The following is a 17,918-nucleotide window of genomic DNA, read 5'->3' as shown; positions in this document are numbered from 1 at the left end:
CGCGGGCATGCTCATTGACGTAAATCGGGTTTATGATGCCGGACGGCAGAATAATAGAAGTCCCCCCAGGGATGACCTCGACCCCTTACGGAGCGCGCAATGCAGACTTTGTTTCCGCAGATCAAACCTCACGCACGGCACGATCTGGCCGTCGATGACACCCATACGCTGTACGTCGACGAAAGCGGTTCACCGGAAGGCTTGCCGGTGGTGTTCATCCACGGAGGTCCCGGCGCCGGGTGCGACGCCCAGAGTCGCCGCTACTTCGATCCGAATCTGTATCGCATTGTCACCTTCGACCAGCGCGGCTGCGGTCGTTCCACGCCCCACGCCAGCCTGGAAAACAACACCACCTGGGATCTGGTCGAAGACCTTGAGCGCATTCGCAAACACCTGGGCATTGATAAATGGGTGCTGTTCGGCGGTTCCTGGGGTTCGACCCTGGCGCTGGCCTACGCGCAGACTCACCCGGAGCGCGTGCATGGTCTGATCCTGCGCGGGATTTTTCTCTGCCGTCCGCAGGAAATCGAATGGTTCTACCAGGCCGGTGCCAGCCGTCTGTTCCCCGATTACTGGCAGGACTACCTCGCACCGATCCCGTTGGACGAGCGCGATGACCTGCTCAGCGCTTTCCACAAGCGCCTGACCGGCAACGACCAGATCGCCCAGATGCACGCGGCCAAGGCCTGGTCGACCTGGGAAGGGCGCACCGCGACCCTGCGCCCGAATCCGCTGGTGGTCGACCGTTTCTCCGAGCCGCAGCGCGCGCTGTCGATCGCGCGGATCGAATGCCACTACTTCACCAACAATGCGTTTCTTGAACCAGACCAGTTGATTCGCGACATGGGCAAGATTGCTCATCTGCCGGGCGTGATCATCCATGGTCGCTACGACGTGATCTGCCCGCTCGACAACGCCTGGGAACTGCATCAGGCCTGGCCGAACAGTGAGCTGCAGGTGATCCGCGACGCTGGCCACGCCGCGTCCGAACCGGGCATCACCGATGCACTGGTGCGCGCCGCCAGCAAAATGGCCCGGCGTCTGCTCGACCTGCCGCCTGAAGAAGCATGAAAGGTCTGCTGCAGCGCGTGAAAGGCGCGCGGGTCGAAGTGGCGGGCGAGGTGGTTGGCAGTGTCGATCAGGGGTTATTGGTGCTGGTGGCGGTCGAACCCGACGACACACCGGCCAGCGCCGACAAACTTCTGCATAAGCTGCTTAACTATCGAGTGTTCAGTGACGCCGAGGGCAAGATGAATTTGTCCCTGACGGATGTGGGCGGCGGGTTGCTGCTGGTCTCTCAGTTCACCCTCGCCGCCGACACCAAAAGCGGGTTGCGCCCGAGTTTCTCGACCGCCGCCCCTCCGGCGTTGGGCGAGGAGTTATTCGACTATCTATTAAGCAAAGCGAAACAGATGCATGGCACAGTGGCATCAGGTAGATTCGGCGCGGATATGCAGGTGCATCTGGTCAACGATGGCCCGGTCACCTTCCTGTTACAGACATGAAAGCGCTTGAAACATCTTTTTAAGGGCTTTTCGACTGAAAACAGGGAATTTTCGCGATAAATACTTTGTTACCCCTGATGCGTTGTCACGCGGGCTACTAGATAATCGCGCGCTACGGGGATCAGCGTTCGTTGGTCCATTTTGACTTAGGTAGAGACTTGTCCGGATCCGATTGGGGAATCATTTTGACCCAGCGGAGTCGGAACAATGCTCGCCAACTTGGCAAGGGTGCCCTGAAAGGTCGGTTTTTTTGTACCGAATCCCTCACAGGCACTTCATCTGGCCGTTGGTTTATTGATCTGTTTTCGGCGAGGGTTGCTCGTGATTGTTAGTCCCTGTAATGCAGCAAAATTGTCTGCCAAACGCTTGCGCAGCGCTCTGGTAGCGGGCTCGGCAGTACTCTGCCTGCTCAGCGCCGGCCAGCTTTGGGCATTCAATCTTGACGATGTGTCGGCCAAGGCCAAAGAGCTGGCCGGGCAGAAGTTCGAAGCCCCGCGCAGCAACCTGCCAAACGAATTCCGTGAGATGAAATTCGCGGACTATCAGAAGATCCGTTTCCGCACCGAAAAAGCCGAATGGGCCGACCAGAAGACCCCGTTCAAGCTGTCCTTCTATCATCAGGGCATGCACTTCGATACGCCGGTGAAAATCAACGAAATCACCGCGAACACCGTCGAAGAGATCAAATACGATCCGAGCCGTTTCGATTTCGGCGACCTGCAGTTCGATCCGAAGGCCACCGAACAACTGGGCTACGCCGGTTTCCGTGTGCTGTACCCGATCAACAAGGCTGACAAGCAAGACGAAATCATGACCATGCTGGGCGCGAGCTACTTCCGCGTCGTCGGCAAGGGTCACACCTACGGCCTGTCGGCCCGTGGCCTGGCGATCGATACCGCTCTGCCGTCCGGCGAAGAATTCCCGCGTTTTCGCGAGTTCTGGATTCAGCAGCCGAAGCCGGGCGACAAGCACCTGGTGATCTTCGCCCTGCTGGATTCGCCGCGTGCGACCGGCGCCTACCGTCTGATCCTGCGTCCGGGCAGCGACACGATCGTCGACGTCAAGGGCCAGATGTACCTGCGTGACAAGGTCGGCAAGCTTGGCATTGCGCCGCTGACCAGCATGTTCCTGTTCGGCGCCAACCAGCCGTCGAAAGTGCTCAACTACCGTCGTGAGCTGCACGACTCCAGCGGTCTGTCGATCCATGCCGGCAATGGCGAGTGGATCTGGCGTCCGCTGAACAACCCGAAACACCTGGCCGTGAGCAACTTCAGCGTCGAGAACCCGCGTGGTTTCGGTCTGCTGCAGCGTGGCCGTGACTTCAGCCACTACGAAGACCTCGACGACCGCTACGACAAGCGCCCAAGCGCCTGGATCGAGCCGAAGGGCGACTGGGGCAAAGGCACGGTCGATCTGGTCGAGATCCCGACCGCCGACGAAACCAACGACAACATCGTTGCGTTCTGGAGCCCGGAAAAACTGCCGGAGCCGGGCCAGCCGCTGGACTTCGCCTACCGCATGCACTGGACCATCGACGAAGCCGCGCTGCACGCGCCGGACAGCGCCTGGGTCAACCAGACCCTGCGCTCCACGGGTGACGTCAAGCAATCGAACCTGATCCGTCAGCCGGATGGCAGCGTTGCCTACCTGATCGACTTCGAAGGCCCGTCCCTGGCCGCTTTGGCCCCGGATGCGGACGTTCGCAGCCAGGTCAGCGTCGGCGACAACGCCGAACTGGTCGAGAACAGCGTGCGCTACAACCCGGAAACCAAGGGCTGGCGCCTGACCCTGCGGATGAAGATCAAGGACCCGAGCAAGTCCACCGAGATGCGCGCAGCGCTGGTGCAGCCAGTGGTTACCGCTGATCTGGCCAAGTCTTCGGTGCCGACGTCCAATTCGTCGGTGGCCAAGGCCGACAAGGTTGCCGCCAAGCAACAAGAGAAAGCCGACAAGGAAGCCAAGGCCGCCGAGGCCAAACAGGCCGACGCCAAGCCGGTTGCAGATGCCAAGGACAAGGCCAACAAAGACGCCAAGCAGCCAGCCGCTGCGGACGCGGCCCCAGCCACACCGGAATCGGCACCGACTGAAGAAGTCCTGACCGAGACCTGGAGCTATCAGTTGCCTGCCGATGAGTAACTCTCAAGTACAGCCAGAGACTCTGTCCGAGTACCTGGCGCATCTGCCGATGACCGACGAGCAGCGCGCGGAACTCGCGGGCTGCCAGTCCTTCAGCGAATTGCATGAACGCCTGTCGTCCAAGACTTTTGACGCTCCGACCGAAGCCGCCCAGGCTTCGGTGGGCAAGCGCCTGATCCTGAGCACCGCCGAAGAGCTGCAAGACGCGGAAATGCTGGTGCTCGACGCCAGCGGCCGGATCAGCATGAAGGCCACGCCGCCGATCCGTCGGACCAAGGTCGTGCCGGAACCGTGGCGCACCAACATTCTGGTGCGTGGCTGGCGCCGCCTGACCGGCCGGACCAATCCGCCGAAACCGCCGAAGGACGCCAATGTGCTGCCGGCGGCGCGCTGGCGCACGGTCGGTTCGATCCGTCGCTACATTCTTTTGCTGCTGATGCTGGGTCAGACCATCGTCGCCGGCTGGTACATGAAAGGCATCATGCCGTACCAGGGCTGGTCGTTTGTCGATCTGGAAGAAGTCCTGCATCAACCGCTGCTGCAAACCGCCACGCAAGTGCTGCCGTATGCGCTGCAGACCAGCATCCTGATCATGTTCGGGATTCTGTTCTGCTGGGTGTCGGCCGGTTTCTGGACCGCGCTGATGGGCTTCCTCGAATTGCTCACCGGTCACGATAAGTACCGGATCTCCGGTAAAAGTGCCGGTAACGAGCCGATTCCGAAAGACGCGCGCACCGCGCTGGTGATGCCGATCTGCAACGAAGACGTGCCTCGGGTGTTCGCCGGCCTGCGCGCGACCTTCGAGTCGGTCGCGGCTACCGGTGATCTGGACCGTTTCGACTTCTTCGTCCTCAGCGACAGTAACGACACCGACATCTGCGTTGCCGAGCAGCAGGCCTGGCTGGACGTCTGCCGCGAAGCCAAGGGCTTCGGCAAGATCTTCTATCGCCGCCGTCGCCGCCGCGTCAAACGCAAGAGCGGCAACCTCGACGACTTCTGCCGTCGCTGGGGCGGTGACTACAAGTACATGGTCGTGCTCGACGCCGACTCGGTGATGAGCGGCGAGTGCCTGACCAGTCTGGTGCGCCTGATGGAGGCCACTCCGGACGCCGGCATCATCCAGACCGCGCCGCGCGCTTCGGGCATGGACACGCTGTATGCACGCATGCAGCAGTTCGCCACCCGCGTGTACGGTCCGTTGTTCACGGCCGGTCTGCACTTCTGGCAGCTGGGTGAATCCCACTACTGGGGTCACAACGCGATCATCCGCATGAAGCCGTTCATCGACCACTGCGCCCTGGCGCCGTTGCCGGGCAAGGGTGCGTTCTCCGGTGCGATCCTCTCTCACGACTTCGTTGAAGCCGCGCTGATGCGCCGTGCCGGCTGGGGCGTGTGGATTGCCTACGATCTGCCGGGCAGCTACGAGGAACTGCCGCCGAACCTGCTCGACGAGCTCAAGCGTGACCGTCGCTGGTGCCACGGCAACCTGATGAACTTCCGCCTGTTCCTGGTCAAAGGCATGCACCCGGTGCACCGCGCGGTGTTCCTGACCGGCGTGATGTCTTACCTGTCGGCGCCGTTGTGGTTCTTCTTCCTGGTGCTGTCGACCGCGCTGCTGGCGGTGAACACGCTGATGGAGCCGCAGTACTTCCTCGAACCGCGTCAGCTGTATCCTCTGTGGCCGCAATGGCACCCGGACAAAGCAATTGCGCTGTTCTCGACGACCATCGTGTTGCTGTTCCTGCCGAAACTGTTGAGCGTCATCCTGATCTGGGCCAAGGGCGCGAAAGAGTTCGGCGGCAAGTTCAAGGTCACTCTGTCGATGCTGCTGGAGATGCTGTTCTCCATGCTGCTGGCGCCGGTGCGGATGATTTTCCACACCCGTTTCGTGCTCGCCGCGTTCCTCGGCTGGGCTGCGACCTGGAACTCGCCGCAGCGTGACGACGATTCGACGCCGTGGAGCGAAGCGGTCAAGCGTCACGGTCCGCAGACCCTGTTGGGCTTCCTCTGGGCGCTGCTGGTGATCTGGCTGAACCCGAGCTTCCTGTGGTGGCTGGTGCCGATCGTCGGTTCGCTGATGCTGTCGATTCCGGTGTCGGTGATTTCCAGCCGCGTCGGTTTGGGCCTCAAATCCCGTGACGAGAGCCTGTTCCTCATCCCCGAGGAATACAATCCGCCACAGGCGCTGCTGGCCACCGATCAGTACACCCACGAAAACCGCTGGCACGCGCTGAACGATGGCTTCATCCGCGCCGTGGTCGATCCGCAGCAGAACGCCCTGGCGTGCTCGCTGGCGACCTCGCGTCACGGTGAGGCCGAGCCGATCGAATGGCTGCGTCAGGAACGTGTGCGTCACGCGATCAAGGTCGGCCCGGCCGGGCTGAACAACCATGAGCGCCTGCAACTGCTGAGCGATCCGGTGGCCCTGGCCCGTCTGCACGAGCAGGTGTGGGCCGAAGGCCACGCCGAGTGGCTGGACGCCTGGCGGGCCTCGGTGAAAGCCGATCCCCATGCGCCGCTGCTGCCGCTCAAGCCTGTGAGCTTGCAGGCGCAACCGGCCTGATGAAGAAACCCCGCGAAAGCGGGGTTTTTTTTGCCTGCCGATTACCGACGCGGATCAATCATTCCCACGTCGAACCGTCTGCGTGGGAATGCAGGCCGGGACGCTCTGCGCCCCATCCGGCACCGACCGATCAAAAAACCTTGTGCAAACGAACGAGTGCGTTAGCATCCGTCCCCGAATTGGCGCACCCGGACACTCTTGTCCATTTCTGTCGTTTTTCGCGCTGCAAACGCAATGGTTTTGGGGACTTGAAGATGAAGAAGTATCTGTCGATGCTGCTGGTCGGCGTCACGGCACTGGTTGCAGTCAACGCGGCGCAGGCCGGCGCAATCGATGACGCGGTCAAGCGCGGCTCGTTGAAAGTCGGTATGGATCCGACCTACATGCCGTTCGAAATGACCAACAAGCGCGGCGAAATCATCGGTTTCGAAGTCGACCTCCTCAAAGCCATGACCAAGGCCATGGGCGTCAAGCTGGAACTGGTCTCCACCGGTTACGACGGGATCATCCCGGCACTGATGACCGACAAGTTCGACATGATCGGCAGCGGCATGACCCTGACACAGGAACGCAACCTGCGCCTGAACTTCAGCGAACCGTTCATCGTGGTCGGCCAGACCCTGCTGATCCGCAAGGAGCTGGAAGGCACCATCAAGTCCTACAAAGACCTGAACAGCGCCGACTACCGCATCACCTCCAAGCTCGGCACCACTGGCGAGATGGTCGCCAAGAAGCTGATCTCCAAGGCCAAGTACCACGGCTACGACAACGAGCAGGAAGCCGTGCTCGACGTGGTCAACGGCAAGGCTGACGCCTTTATCTACGACGCCCCGTACAACGTGGTCGCGGTGAACAAGGTCGGCGCCGGCAAGCTGGTGTTCCTCGACAAGCCGTTCACCTACGAGCCGCTGGCGTTCGGTCTGAAGAAGGGTGACTACGACAGCATCAACTTCATCAACAACTTCCTGCACCAGATCCACGAAGACGGCACCTACGATCGCATCCATGACAAGTGGTTCAAGAGCACCGAGTGGCTCAAGGACATGGAATAAGGCCCGCCCGCTGATCGTTCCCACGCTTTGCGTGGGAACGCCGCCCGGGACGCTCCGCGTCCCTTCGCAAGCGTGACGCAGAGCGTCACAGGATGCATTCCCACGCAGAGCGTGGGAACGAGCGAATCAGAGAAACATTCAATGAAACAGAAAAAAGCCCAATGGCCCTGGCACGTCCTGACCGTGCTGGTGCTGGTCGGCCTGGCCGGCGCGCTGTATTACGCCACGTCGCTGATGTCCTACGAATGGCGCTGGAACCGTGTGCCGCAGTACTTCGCCTATCAGGCCGAGGAAACCCAGCGCGCGAACGATATTTCCACCGTCAGCGAACTGGTGCGCAAGGGCGGCAGCGCGCAAGTCACCCTGCGCAACGATGCCGGTGACGAGCAGCACCTGACCGTCGACGAAAACAGCCTGCAATTCGCCCAGGGCGACGATGTGGCCGAAGGCGACGTCGTGGGCGTGACGCGGCATTGGGCGGCGGGTCCGCTGTTGTGGGGCCTGTGGACGACACTTTGGCTGTCGGTGGTGTCCGGCGTGCTGGGTTTGTTGATCGGTCTGGCCACCGGGCTGTGCCGGCTGTCGAGCAACCCGACCCTGCGCGACCTGTCGACGATCTATGTCGAACTGGTACGCGGCACGCCGCTGTTGGTGCAGATCTTCATTTTTTATTTCTTCATTGGCACGGTAATGAACCTGTCCCGGGAGTTCGCCGGGATCGCTGCGCTGTCGCTGTTCACGGGCGCCTACGTGGCGGAAATCATCCGTTCCGGTGTGCAGTCGATTGCCCGTGGGCAGAACGAAGCGGCCCGTTCGCTGGGCCTGAGTGCCGGCCAGTCGATGCGTCATGTGGTGTTGCCGCAGGCTTTCAAACGCGTGCTGCCGCCGCTGGCCGGACAGTTCATCAGTCTGGTCAAGGACACTTCGCTGGTGTCGGTGATCGCCATTACCGAGCTGCTGAAAAGCGGTCGTGAAGTCATCACCACCTCGTTCTCGCCGTTCGAGATCCTGTTCTGCGTCGCCGGTCTGTACTTGTTGATCAACCTGCCGCTGTCGAAAATCGCCAGCCGGCTTGAGCGGAGGCTCGCGCAAAGTGATTGAAGTCCGCGATCTGGTAAAAGTCTTCGACACCCGTGGGCAAGTGGTGCGCGCGGTGGATAACGTCAGCACCGTTGTCGCCAAGGGTGAAGTGCTGGTGGTGATCGGTCCGTCCGGTTCCGGCAAGTCGACCTTCCTGCGTTGCCTTAATGGTCTGGAAGAATTCGATTCCGGTTCGGTGAGCATCGACGGCCTGCAACTGGCCGACCCGAAAACCGACATCAACGCCTACCGCCGCGAAGTCGGCATGGTGTTCCAGCATTTCAATCTGTTCCCGCACATGACCGTGCTGGAGAACCTGTGCCTGGCGCAGAAAGTCGTGCGCAAGCGCGGCCAGAAAGAAAGCGAAGCCAAGGCGTTGGCGTTGCTGGAGAAGGTCGGTATCGCCCAGAAGGCCCGCGAGTACCCGTCGCGCCTGTCCGGCGGTCAGCAGCAGCGTGTGGCGATTGCCCGGGCGCTGGCGATGGATCCCAAGGTCATGCTGTTCGACGAGCCGACTTCGGCCCTCGACCCGGAAATGGTCGGCGAAGTACTGGACGTGATGAAAAACCTGGCCGTGGAAGGCATGACCATGGTCTGCGTGACCCACGAAATGGGTTTTGCCCGGGAAGTGGCGGATCGGGTGCTGTTCTTCGATCACGGCAAACTGCTGGAAGATGCTTCGCCGACGGAATTCTTCGACGCGCCGAAGGATCCGCGAGCCCAGGCGTTCCTGCGACAAGTCCTCTAAACGCGACGTCACCGATCGTTCCCACGCTCTGCGTGGGAATGCATCCTGTGACGCTCCGCGTCACGCTTGCGAAGGGACGCAGAGCGTCCTGAGCGGCATTCCCACGCAGAGCGTGGGAACGATCAAGCGTTATACCTTGAACCGGCCCACCAGCGTTTGCAGGTGAGTGCCCAAACGCGCCAGTTCGACGCTCGAGGCCGCCGTCTCTTCACTGGCCGCCGAGGTCTGGTCCGAGACGTCCCGCACATTCAGCACGCTGCGGTTGATCTCCTCGGCCACGGCACTCTGCTGCTCGGCCGCCGCTGCGATCTGCTGGTTCATCGCCTGAATCGCCGAAACGGTGCGGGTGATGCTTTCCAGCGAACCACCGGCACGTCGGGTCAGCTCGACGCTGCTGTCGGTCAGGGTGCGGCTGTTATCCATGATCGTCGCCACTTGCTGGGTGCCGTTCTGCAGGCCGACGATCAGCTCTTCGATCTCTTCGGTGGACTTCTGGGTGCGCTGGGCGAGGCTGCGCACTTCATCGGCCACCACCGCAAAACCACGTCCGGCTTCACCCGCGCGGGCGGCTTCGATGGCGGCGTTGAGGGCCAGCAGGTTGGTTTGCTGGGCCACGGACTTGATGACGTCGAGCACGCTGCCGATCTTGTCGCTTTCGCGCTTGAGTTCGCCCATGGCCTCGGTGGAATGGCAGACTTCGGCGGCCAGACGTTCGATCTGGGCGATGGCCTCGCCCACCACCTTGTCGCCTTCACGGGCCTGCTGGTCAGCAGCGACGGCCGCTTCCGAAGCTTCCTCGGCGTTGCGCGCGACTTCCTGCACGGTGGCGGCCATTTCGTTCATGGCGGTGGCGACCTGGTCGGTCTCGACTTTCTGATTGTTGACCCCGGCGCTGGTCTGCTCGGTCACGGCGGACAACTGTTCGGCAGCGCTGGCGATCTGGGTCACGCCGTCGCTGATGCCGCCGATCAGTTCGCGCAGGCCCTGGGTCATGCTCTGCATCGAACGCTGCAACTGACCGAGTTCGTCACGGCGCAGGGACACCAGATTGTGGGTCAGGTCGCCGGCGGCCACGCGTTCGGCGACTTTCAGGGTCTGCTCCAGCGGAATGATGATCTGCCGGGTGATCGCCCAGGCGGCGAGCAGGCCGAAGGCCAAGGCCAGCAGGGTGGCAATCATCAGCATGTTCTTGGCGTGCGCGGCGTCGGTGTCGCGGACGATGGTCTGGGATTCGGTGAGTTTTTTGCTGACGTCGAGCAGGATGTCGCCCTGGGTCGACATGCGAGCCAGCGCCTTGGCGTTGTTCACCTGGGAGTCGCGGAACTGGCTGACGGCAGCGCGGTAAGTCTTCAGCGATTCGGTGGCCTGTTGCAGGTTGGCGATGTGTTGCTCGGGCAGTTTGCTCGGCAGGCTTTCCAGACTGTTCAGGGCGGCGGCGATGGCATCCAGCGCCGGTTGTTCGGCGTCGGCCTTGCCGCTGTAGGTGTAGCCGCGCACCTGATAGCGCGCCTGTTGCAGCAGTTTGCTCAGCTCGATCACGCTGTTGAATTGCGCAACGCTGTCGCCTTGCAGCAGGGATTTTTCGACTTCGCTGACCTTGGCCACGGCGTTGTCGGCGCTGGCGCCGAGTTTGCTGCGGGCGTCTTCACGCTGCACGGTGGCCTGGGTCATGTCGGCAAAGGCACGTTTGTATTCGGCGACTGCCGCCAGTTGCTGATCGATCAGGGCTACGTCGGACGGTTGCTCGATCATGCCGCGGGCGCTTTGCAGGCCGCTGTCGAGTTTGCCGAGCAGGTCGTTGACCGCGCCGGGGCCCTGTTCGCCACGGCGGGCTTCATAGTCCAGGCGCGCCAGGCGCAAGTCTTTGGTCAGCTCATTGAGGCTGGAGATGAAACCGAGCTTGTCGCCCCGGCTGATGATCCCGCTCATGCCGGTCCAGCCGGTAAAGGTGATCAACAGCGTCAGCAGCAGCACCAGGCCGAAACCGATGCCCAGCTTGCGTTTGACGCTGACGTTTCCAAGATTCTCGGCTAACCAACGGTACATGCGACGACTCCCCTCGGACCACTAATTGGACTTATGGAGAGTGTATCGGCCGCATGATGGCAATCTGTAACGCGATTTGTCTGGCGAAGTGCCTGGAACGGCAGTGTTCAGAACAGCCGGGCGAGCAGCGCAGTGACGGCGGTTTCAACCCGCAGGATACGCTCGCCGAGTTGCACCGGTTGCAGGCCGGATTTGGCCAGCAGGTCGATTTCGTAGGGAATCCAGCCACCTTCGGGGCCGATCGCCAGGGTTACCGGTTCGCTGAGCGCGCGGGGGCAGGGCGGGAAGTTGCCCGGATGACCGACCAGACCGAGGGTGCCGTCGGTGATGGCCGGAAGGCGATCTTCGACGAACGGCTTGAAGCGCTTCTCGATGATGATTTCCGGCAGCACGGTATCGCGGGCCTGTTCGAGGCCGAGGATCAGTTGTTCGCGGATCGCTTCCGGCTCCAGGAACGGCGTCTGCCAGAAGCTTTTCTCGACCCGGTAGCTGTTGACCAGAATCACCTTCGATACGCCCATCGTCGCTACGGTCTGGAACACCCGGCGCAGCATCTTCGGGCGGGGCAGCGCGAGTACCAGGGTCAGCGGCAGTTTGGCCGGCGGTGGTTGGTCGAGGGTGACTTGCAGTTCGGCTTCGCCCGCTTCCAGACGCAGCAACTCGGCCGAGCCCATCAACCCGTTGATGCGTCCGACCCGCAGGCTGTCGCCGACTTCCGAGCGGTGGACTTCCTGCATGTGGGTCAGGCGCCGATCACGCAGCACGACGCGGTCGGCCGCGATGAAGTCGGCTTCTTCGAGCAGCAGCAGGTTCATGGCTGAGTCGCTGGCGGCTGGTCGTTATGATCGTCGACGGTTTCTTCCGGGCGCTCACGCTTGCTCACCAGGCTGCCGAACAGGATGCCGACTTCGAACAGCATCCACATCGGCACGGCCAGCAGGGTCTGGGAGAAGATGTCCGGCGGGGTGAGGATCATGCCGACCACGAAGCAGCCGATGATCACGTACGGTCGGATCTTCTTCAGGTATTTGACGTCGACCACACCGATCCACACCAGCAGCACAACGGCCACCGGGATTTCGAACGCCACGCCGAAGGCGAAGAACAGCGTCATGACGAAGTCGAGGTAACTGGTGATGTCGGTCATCATTTCCACGCCGGCCGGGGTGGCCGAGGCGAAGAACTTGAAGATCAGCGGGAACACGAAGAAATAGGCGAACGCCATGCCGGTGTAGAACAGCAGGATGCTGGAAATCAGCAACGGCACCGCGACGCGCTTTTCATGCTTGTACAGGCCCGGTGCGATGAACCCCCAGATCTGATGCAGGATCACCGGGATCGCCAGGAACAGCGAGACCATCATCGTCAGCTTCAGCGGCGTCAGGAACGGCGACGACACGTCGGTGGCGATCATCGTCGCGCCGGCCGGCAGGTACTGGCGCAGCGGCGTCGAGACGAAGGTGTAGATCTGCTGGGTGAAGGCAAACAGCCCGGCGAAGATGATGAAGATCGCCGCCACGCAACGCAGCAGGCGGGTGCGCAACTCGGTGAGGTGCGAAACCAGCGGCATGTGCTGGTCGTTTTCGGGGAGATCGCTCATTGTGCTCGCGGAGGCTGTGTTGGGTCGTGAGGGGCTGGCGTGGTTGGCGCAGCCGCAGGTGCTACGGGTTCGATCGGTTTCATGACCGGGGCAGCTTCAGCGGCTGCGGCAGAAACGTGCTCGACGCTCGCCGGTGCATGAATCGTTTGCTCAGCGACAGGCGGTGTTGGCGTCTGGTCTGCCGCCGGCTGCACGGGCGTCGGCTCCTGCTGAACCGGTGGCGTGAAGATTTTCCGCGCCTCCTGCTCCAGCGACAGGATGTGCTCGTTGTGCAGTTGCCGACGGATTTCGTCGGCACCGATTTCACGTTCGACTTCCTGTTTGATCGCGTTGAAGCTGCGCTTCAGCCGTCCGACCCACAGGCCGGCGGTGCGCGCAGCACCCGGCAGACGCTCGGGGCCCAGCACCAGCAGAGCCACGAGGCCGACGAGCAGCAGTTCAGAGAAGCTGATACCAAACATTAGTCAGTGCTCACACGTCTTTGCGGATCGGCTCTTCGACTTTCTGCGCCTGCACGTCGATGGTGTGCGGCGGGTTGGCCTGAGCATTGGCTTGCGGCTGTACCGGTGGAACCGGCTGCGCAGGCGTGACGGTCGGATCGGCCGGCTTTTCGTCGTCGTTCATGGCTTTGCGAAAGCCCTTGATCGACTCGCCAACGTCGGTGCCGAGGTTTTTCAGTTTCTTGGTGCCGAACACCAGTACCACGACCACCAGGATGACGATCCAGTGTTTCCAGTCAAAAATGCCCATGTTGCTGTTCCTCTCTAATAGTTGTTCAGGCGGACGGGCGCGAGGCTTTCTCGACGTGTCCGGACAGGCCGAAACGGCGATCCAGTTCATCCAGCACTGCCTGCGGATGCTGCCCCAGCTGGGCGAGCATGACCATGCTGTGGAACCACAGGTCGGCAGTCTCGTAGATCACGTCGCTGCAGTCGCCGCTGACGGCGGCGTCCTTGGCGGCAATGATCGTTTCGACCGATTCTTCGCCGACTTTCTCCAGAATCTTGTTCAGACCCTTGTGATACAGGCTGGCGACATACGAGCTGTCGGCGGCTGCGCCCTTGCGCTCTTCCAGCACCTGAGCGAGGCGGGTCAGGGTGTCAGTCATGTTTGTGTCCTGCGGAATAGATTGCGTGCGGGTCTTTCAGGACCGGGTCGACCGTTTTCCAGTCGCCGTTTTCGAAAACGCGGTAGAAGCAGCTTTGACGGCCGGTATGGCACGCGATGTCGCCGATCTGTTCGACCATCAGGATGATGACGTCGGCGTCGCAGTCCAGACGCATTTCATGCAATGTCTGTACGTGGCCGGACTCTTCGCCCTTGCGCCACAGCTTGCCACGGGAACGTGACCAATAGATGGCACGGTTTTCCGCCGCAGTCAGCTCCAGGGCTTCGCGGTTCATCCAGGCCATCATCAATACGCGTCCGGTCTTGTGATCCTGGGCAATCGCCGGCACCAGGCCATCGGCGTCCCACTTGATCTCGTCCAGCCAGTTTTTCATCTTCGACTCCGACAGCGAACCCACACTTCAATAGTCGGGTTCAGGCGTTGAAACAGTGTGCCAGCCGATCACGGAACTGGCTATCGGCGAACGACCAGATACAAGCCGACGGCCACCATGATCCCGGCAGGCCAATGCCCCAATTCGTTCAGCGGACCACCGGCAGCGAGGATAGTACCTCCTGCCAGATGCGCACTGCCGAGCAGACGCAGGAACCAATCGTCCTTGCGTTTTTTCCACGGTGGCGGCGGGTCGTTGGCGTGCGGTTGGGACATCCTTTCGAGCAGATCGCGGGCCATGTTGGCCAGGTGCGGCAGCTGTTCGAACTGGCTCTGGACGTTGCCGAGCAAGGCTTTCGGGCTGACGCGCTCGCGCATCCAGCGCTCGAGGAACGGCTGCGCGGTGTTCCACAGATCAAGGTCCGGGTACAGCTGACGGCCCAGGCCTTCGATGTTCAACAGGGTCTTTTGCAGCAAGACGAGTTGCGGCTGCACTTCCATGTTGAAGCGGCGCGCAGTCTGGAACAGGCGCATCAGCACCTGACCAAATGAAATATCTTTTAATGGTTTTTCGAAGATCGGCTCGCACACGGTACGGATCGCCGCTTCGAATTCATTGAGCTTGGTTTCCGCCGGCACCCAGCCCGAATCGATGTGCAATTGCGCCACACGGCGATAGTCGCGCTTGAAGAAGGCGAACAGGTTGCGCGCCAGATAGTCCTGGTCTTCCGGGGTCAGGCTGCCGACGATGCCGCAGTCGATCGCGATGTACTGCGGGCTCCACGGATTGACGGTGCTGACGAAGATGTTGCCCGGGTGCATGTCGGCGTGGAAGAAACTGTCGCGGAATACCTGGGTGAAGAAAATCTCCACGCCGCGTTCGGCGAGCATTTTCATGTCGGTGCGCTGGTCGGCGAGGGTCGCCAGATCGGTCACCTGAATCCCGTAGATGCGCTCCATCACCAGCACTTTCGGCCGGCACCAATCCCAATAGACTTGCGGCACGTAGAGCAGCGGCGAGCCTTCGAAGTTGCGCCTCAACTGACTGGCGTTGGCTGCCTCGCGCAACAGGTCGAGTTCGTCGTAGATGGTTTTTTCATAGTCGCTGACCACGTCCACCGGGTGCAGCAGGCGGGCGTCGGCCGAAACCTTCTCGGCGGCGCGGGCAAGGATGAACAGCCACGCCAGATCCTGGGCGATCACCGGTTTCAGGCCCGGGCGGATCACCTTCACCACCACTTCTTCACCGGTCTTCAGTTGTGCGGCGTGTACCTGCGCCACCGAGGCCGAGGCCAGCGGTTCGACGTCGAAGCGGCTGAACACTTCACTGATCTTTTTGCCCAGTTGTCCTTCGATCAGCTTGACCGACAGCTGCGAATCGAACGGCGGCACGCGGTCCTGCAACAGCATCAGTTCGTCGGCGATGTCTTCCGGCAACAGGTCGCGGCGGGTCGAGAGGATCTGCCCGAACTTGATGAAAATCGGCCCCAGGTCCTGCAACGCCAGGCGCAGGCGTGCGCCACGGCTGAGGTCCAGCGACTTGCGCGGGAACCAGCGCCACGGCAGGACGTAGCGCAGCGCCAGCAGGAACCACGGCAAAGGCAGATCGAACAGCAAGTCATCGAGGCGGTAGCGGATCACGACGCGCTGGATGCGCAACAGACGGCGGACGGCGAGCAGCTTCATGCGTTATCGCTTGGGTCGAGGGATCGGGAAAGGCGCTCGAAGCGCGCCTCGAGACGTTCCAGATCGAGTTTGATCCGGTCCAGTTCGCTGAAACGGGCTTCGGCTTCGCGCTGCCCGACGAGGGTGCGCGATTCCTCCGCCAGGTATTCGGCGAGGTTCTGGTTGAGGCTGGCAAATCCTTGTTGATACCAGCGAGCGCGGCTGCGCAGGTGACCGCCGACCAGTTGCGTGGCGACAGGTCCCAGCCAGCGCGAGAGTTCGAACTCCCAGTCCAGCTCCAGATCCTGCAGGACTCCCGCCAGCTCCAGCAGCACGCCGCTGTCGCCGTCGAGTTCGACTTCCGGCGCGTGCAGCACCGCCGTCTTGTCCTTGCTCAGGGCCAGTTTCACCAGGCTCGAGGCCGGGGCGCGCAGGGTGCAGTCGACACCGGTTTCCCAGTGGGACGCCAGCATCAGGCCTTCGTCGCTCGGCAGGATGAACAGTTGCAGCGCCGGGCTGCGGCAATCCACGGCAATCACTTTGCCGGTCAGGTGCGCCAGTCTCGGCAGCGCCGTGCTGTCGAGACGCAGCACACGGTTGAGGCCGAGTTCGACGCTGGCGAGCAGCCCGGTCAGCAGCATCAGGGTTTGATGCCGCGGTGCAGGGCGACGATGCCTGCGGTCATGTTGTGATAGGTCACGCGGTCGAAACCGGCGTCGACCATCATCGACTTCAGGGTTTCCTGATTCGGGTGCATGCGGATCGATTCGGCCAGGTAGCGATAGCTTTCCGAGTCGTTGGTGATCAGCTTGCCCATCAGCGGCATGAAGGCGAACGAGTAGGCGTCATAGGCCTTGGACATCAGCGCGTTGGTCGGCTTGGAGAACTCCAGCACCAGCAGGCGGCCGCCGGGCTTGAGCACGCGCAGCATCGAACGCAGGGCGTCTTCTTTATGCGTCACGTTGCGCAGGCCGAAGGCGATGGTCACGCAGTCGAAATGGTTGTCCGGGAACGGCAGCTTTTCAGCGTCGGCCTGGACGAACTCGACGTTGCCCGACACGCCGACATCCAGCAGGCGGTCACGACCGACCTTGAGCATGGATTCGTTGATGTCCGCGAGAACGACCTGACCGGTCGGGCCGACCAGGTGCGAGAATTTCTTGGTCAGGTCGCCGGTGCCGCCGGCGATGTCCAGCACGCGGTTGCCGGCGCGTACGCCCGAGAGTTCGATCGCGAAGCGTTTCCACAGACGGTGCATGCCGCCCGACAGAAGGTCGTTCATCAGGTCGTACTTGGCGGCCACGGAGTGGAAAACCTCAGCGACTTTTTCCGCTTTCTGGCTTTCCGGAACGTTTTTGAAGCCGAAGTGAGTGGTGGGTTCGGCATCGCTGCCTTTGCGCTGATCAGTCATATCGCTGTCACCAAAAGAGAATGCGCGACATTCTAATCCCCAAGCCATGCTTTGTCTTGGAATGGCTAAAGGTAAGATGGGCAACCTTCGGGACGATTTGCCGCAGTGGCGGTCAAGATTCGTTGCAGGCATTCATAGCCCCATTCAAAAAGCAGGAGTCATTCAATGGCCCATATCAGTGTTGAGCGTGCCCACAGCCTGGGCAAGGAAGCGGCCCGCGAGAAAGCCGACAAACTGGCGCAGAAACTCTCCGATCAATATGGTCTGGAGCCGCAGTGGTCGGGCGATGTCCTGAACCTCAAGCGTTCGGGCGTGAAGGGCGCGGTGCATGTGGCCGAGGATTCGATTCGGGTCGACGTGGAACTGGGCCTGATGATGTCGGCCATGAGCGGCATGATCAAAGCCGAGATCGAAAAGGCGCTGGATAAAGCGCTGGTCTGATTTCTGCCTGAAATGAAATCCCCCTGTGGGAGATTCTATGGTTTAGGGGAAACCCTCAACTTGCTTTCGGTTGGTATTCGCTCTGCCCCTTTAGTAGTGCGAATACGACCCGAGCAAGTTTACGGGCCAGAATCACCAGTGCCTGAGTGGTGCTGAACCCTTTAGCTCGT

General features: G+C 61.6%; 18 protein-coding genes and 2 pseudogenes. 8 read left to right on the top strand and 12 right to left on the bottom strand.

The window, feature by feature from the left end:
- Positions 1–99: 99 nt before the first annotated feature.
- The 7 genes from pip to CAF73_RS10920 all read left to right on the top strand — a co-directional run bounded on the left by pip (position 100) and on the right by CAF73_RS10920 (position 9,084).
- Positions 100–1,071, top strand: a complete 972-nt coding sequence (pip, locus tag CAF73_RS10950; protein ID WP_085698092.1) for a prolyl aminopeptidase — start codon at positions 100–102, stop codon at positions 1,069–1,071.
- Entirely contained in the window at positions 1,068–1,505 is a 438-nt protein-coding gene (dtd, locus tag CAF73_RS10945; RefSeq protein WP_085698093.1) for a D-aminoacyl-tRNA deacylase, read from the top strand. Before pip ends, dtd begins: the two co-directional genes overlap by 4 nt.
- A gap of 321 nt (positions 1,506–1,826) precedes the next feature.
- Entirely contained in the window at positions 1,827–3,641 is a 1,815-nt protein-coding gene (locus CAF73_RS10940) for a glucan biosynthesis protein G (protein ID WP_085684400.1), read from the top strand.
- Positions 3,634–6,204: a glucans biosynthesis glucosyltransferase MdoH gene (gene mdoH / locus CAF73_RS10935; protein WP_085702684.1), complete on the top strand. Its 2,571-nt coding sequence runs from the start codon at positions 3,634–3,636 to the stop codon at positions 6,202–6,204. The genes CAF73_RS10940 and mdoH overlap by 8 nt, the downstream gene beginning before the upstream one ends.
- 254 nt (positions 6,205–6,458) lie before the next feature.
- Positions 6,459–7,256 (top strand): transporter substrate-binding domain-containing protein, encoded by a 798-nt coding sequence (locus tag CAF73_RS10930; RefSeq protein ID WP_085698095.1) that lies wholly within the window; start codon positions 6,459–6,461, stop codon positions 7,254–7,256.
- Positions 7,257–7,397: 141 nt separating this feature from the next.
- Positions 7,398–8,357 carry an amino acid ABC transporter permease gene (locus tag CAF73_RS10925; RefSeq protein ID WP_085702683.1) on the top strand — a complete coding sequence of 320 codons (960 nt, stop codon included), beginning with the start codon at positions 7,398–7,400 and terminating at the stop codon, positions 8,355–8,357.
- Entirely contained in the window at positions 8,350–9,084 is a 735-nt protein-coding gene (locus CAF73_RS10920; RefSeq protein ID WP_085702682.1) for an amino acid ABC transporter ATP-binding protein, read from the top strand. Before CAF73_RS10925 ends, CAF73_RS10920 begins: the two co-directional genes overlap by 8 nt.
- A 129-nt stretch (positions 9,085–9,213) precedes the next feature.
- Here CAF73_RS10920 and CAF73_RS30785 read toward each other — a convergent pair whose 3' ends face one another.
- The 11 genes and pseudogenes from CAF73_RS30785 to ubiE all read right to left on the bottom strand — a co-directional run bounded on the left by CAF73_RS30785 (position 9,214) and on the right by ubiE (position 17,307).
- The gene (locus CAF73_RS30785; RefSeq protein ID WP_371918969.1) at positions 9,214–9,927 is read right to left on the bottom strand and encodes a methyl-accepting chemotaxis protein; all 714 of its coding nucleotides are present in this window, start codon (positions 9,925–9,927) and stop codon (positions 9,214–9,216) included.
- Between the two features lie 141 nt (positions 9,928–10,068).
- Positions 10,069–11,013, bottom strand: a pseudogene (locus tag CAF73_RS30780) (methyl-accepting chemotaxis protein); the annotation flags it as partial.
- Between the two features lie 224 nt (positions 11,014–11,237).
- Positions 11,238–11,945 (bottom strand): 16S rRNA (uracil(1498)-N(3))-methyltransferase, encoded by a 708-nt coding sequence (locus CAF73_RS10910; RefSeq protein WP_085698098.1) that lies wholly within the window; start codon positions 11,943–11,945, stop codon positions 11,238–11,240.
- The gene (gene tatC / locus CAF73_RS10905) at positions 11,942–12,730 is read right to left on the bottom strand and encodes a twin-arginine translocase subunit TatC (protein ID WP_085698099.1); all 789 of its coding nucleotides are present in this window, start codon (positions 12,728–12,730) and stop codon (positions 11,942–11,944) included. The genes CAF73_RS10910 and tatC overlap by 4 nt, the downstream gene beginning before the upstream one ends.
- Positions 12,727–13,191 (bottom strand): Sec-independent protein translocase protein TatB, encoded by a 465-nt coding sequence (gene tatB, locus CAF73_RS10900; RefSeq protein WP_085702680.1) that lies wholly within the window; start codon positions 13,189–13,191, stop codon positions 12,727–12,729. The genes tatC and tatB overlap by 4 nt, the downstream gene beginning before the upstream one ends.
- A gap of 10 nt (positions 13,192–13,201) precedes the next feature.
- A complete protein-coding gene (locus CAF73_RS10895; protein WP_085702679.1) occupies positions 13,202–13,480 on the bottom strand; it encodes a twin-arginine translocase TatA/TatE family subunit in 279 nt (92 codons plus the stop codon).
- A 25-nt stretch (positions 13,481–13,505) separates the two neighbouring features.
- Positions 13,506–13,838 carry a phosphoribosyl-ATP diphosphatase gene (locus CAF73_RS10890; protein ID WP_085702678.1) on the bottom strand — a complete coding sequence of 111 codons (333 nt, stop codon included), beginning with the start codon at positions 13,836–13,838 and terminating at the stop codon, positions 13,506–13,508.
- A complete protein-coding gene (hisI, locus tag CAF73_RS10885; protein WP_085702677.1) occupies positions 13,831–14,232 on the bottom strand; it encodes a phosphoribosyl-AMP cyclohydrolase in 402 nt (133 codons plus the stop codon). Before hisI ends, CAF73_RS10890 begins: the two co-directional genes overlap by 8 nt.
- 80 nt (positions 14,233–14,312) lie before the next feature.
- Positions 14,313–15,917 (bottom strand): ubiquinone biosynthesis regulatory protein kinase UbiB, encoded by a 1,605-nt coding sequence (ubiB, locus tag CAF73_RS10880; RefSeq protein ID WP_085702676.1) that lies wholly within the window; start codon positions 15,915–15,917, stop codon positions 14,313–14,315.
- Positions 15,914–16,537, bottom strand: a complete 624-nt coding sequence (locus tag CAF73_RS10875; RefSeq protein ID WP_085702675.1) for an SCP2 domain-containing protein — start codon at positions 16,535–16,537, stop codon at positions 15,914–15,916. Before CAF73_RS10875 ends, ubiB begins: the two co-directional genes overlap by 4 nt.
- The gene (ubiE, locus tag CAF73_RS10870) at positions 16,537–17,307 is read right to left on the bottom strand and encodes a bifunctional demethylmenaquinone methyltransferase/2-methoxy-6-polyprenyl-1,4-benzoquinol methylase UbiE (RefSeq protein ID WP_007952418.1); all 771 of its coding nucleotides are present in this window, start codon (positions 17,305–17,307) and stop codon (positions 16,537–16,539) included. Before ubiE ends, CAF73_RS10875 begins: the two co-directional genes overlap by 1 nt.
- A gap of 165 nt (positions 17,308–17,472) precedes the next feature.
- Here ubiE and CAF73_RS10865 point away from each other — a divergent pair, with 165 nt between their 5' ends.
- Positions 17,473–17,748, top strand: coding sequence for a polyhydroxyalkanoic acid system family protein (locus CAF73_RS10865; RefSeq protein WP_007952417.1), 276 nt, complete (start codon positions 17,473–17,475; stop codon positions 17,746–17,748).
- A 55-nt stretch (positions 17,749–17,803) separates the two neighbouring features.
- Here CAF73_RS10865 and CAF73_RS30455 read toward each other — a convergent pair.
- Positions 17,804–17,918, bottom strand: a pseudogene (locus CAF73_RS30455) (IS110 family transposase); the annotation flags it as partial.

Source organism: Pseudomonas sp. B15(2017), assembly GCF_002113215.1.
Taxonomy (GTDB): Bacteria; Pseudomonadota; Gammaproteobacteria; order Pseudomonadales; family Pseudomonadaceae; genus Aquipseudomonas.
Note: the sequence above shows the minus strand (reverse complement) of the source record. Positions and strands in the feature narration are given on the sequence as shown.

Bases quoted from the DNA above. Each gene is read 5' to 3' on its own strand.
- pip (WP_085698092.1), top strand. From the start codon at position 100: ATGCAGACTTTGTTTCCGCAGATCAAACCTCACGCACGGCACGATCTG.
- dtd (WP_085698093.1), top strand. From the start codon at position 1,068: ATGAAAGGTCTGCTGCAGCGCGTGAAAGGCGCGCGGGTCGAAGTGGCG.
- mdoH (WP_085702684.1), top strand. From the start codon at position 3,634: ATGAGTAACTCTCAAGTACAGCCAGAGACTCTGTCCGAGTACCTGGCG.
- CAF73_RS10930 (WP_085698095.1), top strand. From the start codon at position 6,459: ATGAAGAAGTATCTGTCGATGCTGCTGGTCGGCGTCACGGCACTGGTT.
- CAF73_RS10925 (WP_085702683.1), top strand. From the start codon at position 7,398: ATGAAACAGAAAAAAGCCCAATGGCCCTGGCACGTCCTGACCGTGCTG.
- CAF73_RS30785 (WP_371918969.1), bottom strand. From the start codon at position 9,927: ATGAACGAAATGGCCGCCACCGTGCAGGAAGTCGCGCGCAACGCCGAG.
- CAF73_RS10910 (WP_085698098.1), bottom strand. From the start codon at position 11,945: ATGAACCTGCTGCTGCTCGAAGAAGCCGACTTCATCGCGGCCGACCGC.
- tatC (WP_085698099.1), bottom strand. From the start codon at position 12,730: ATGAGCGATCTCCCCGAAAACGACCAGCACATGCCGCTGGTTTCGCAC.
- tatB (WP_085702680.1), bottom strand. From the start codon at position 13,191: ATGTTTGGTATCAGCTTCTCTGAACTGCTGCTCGTCGGCCTCGTGGCT.
- CAF73_RS10895 (WP_085702679.1), bottom strand. From the start codon at position 13,480: ATGGGCATTTTTGACTGGAAACACTGGATCGTCATCCTGGTGGTCGTG.
- CAF73_RS10890 (WP_085702678.1), bottom strand. From the start codon at position 13,838: ATGACTGACACCCTGACCCGCCTCGCTCAGGTGCTGGAAGAGCGCAAG.
- hisI (WP_085702677.1), bottom strand. From the start codon at position 14,232: ATGAAAAACTGGCTGGACGAGATCAAGTGGGACGCCGATGGCCTGGTG.
- ubiB (WP_085702676.1), bottom strand. From the start codon at position 15,917: ATGAAGCTGCTCGCCGTCCGCCGTCTGTTGCGCATCCAGCGCGTCGTG.
- CAF73_RS10875 (WP_085702675.1), bottom strand. From the start codon at position 16,537: ATGCTGCTGACCGGGCTGCTCGCCAGCGTCGAACTCGGCCTCAACCGT.
- ubiE (WP_007952418.1), bottom strand. From the start codon at position 17,307: ATGACTGATCAGCGCAAAGGCAGCGATGCCGAACCCACCACTCACTTC.
- CAF73_RS10865 (WP_007952417.1), top strand. From the start codon at position 17,473: ATGGCCCATATCAGTGTTGAGCGTGCCCACAGCCTGGGCAAGGAAGCG.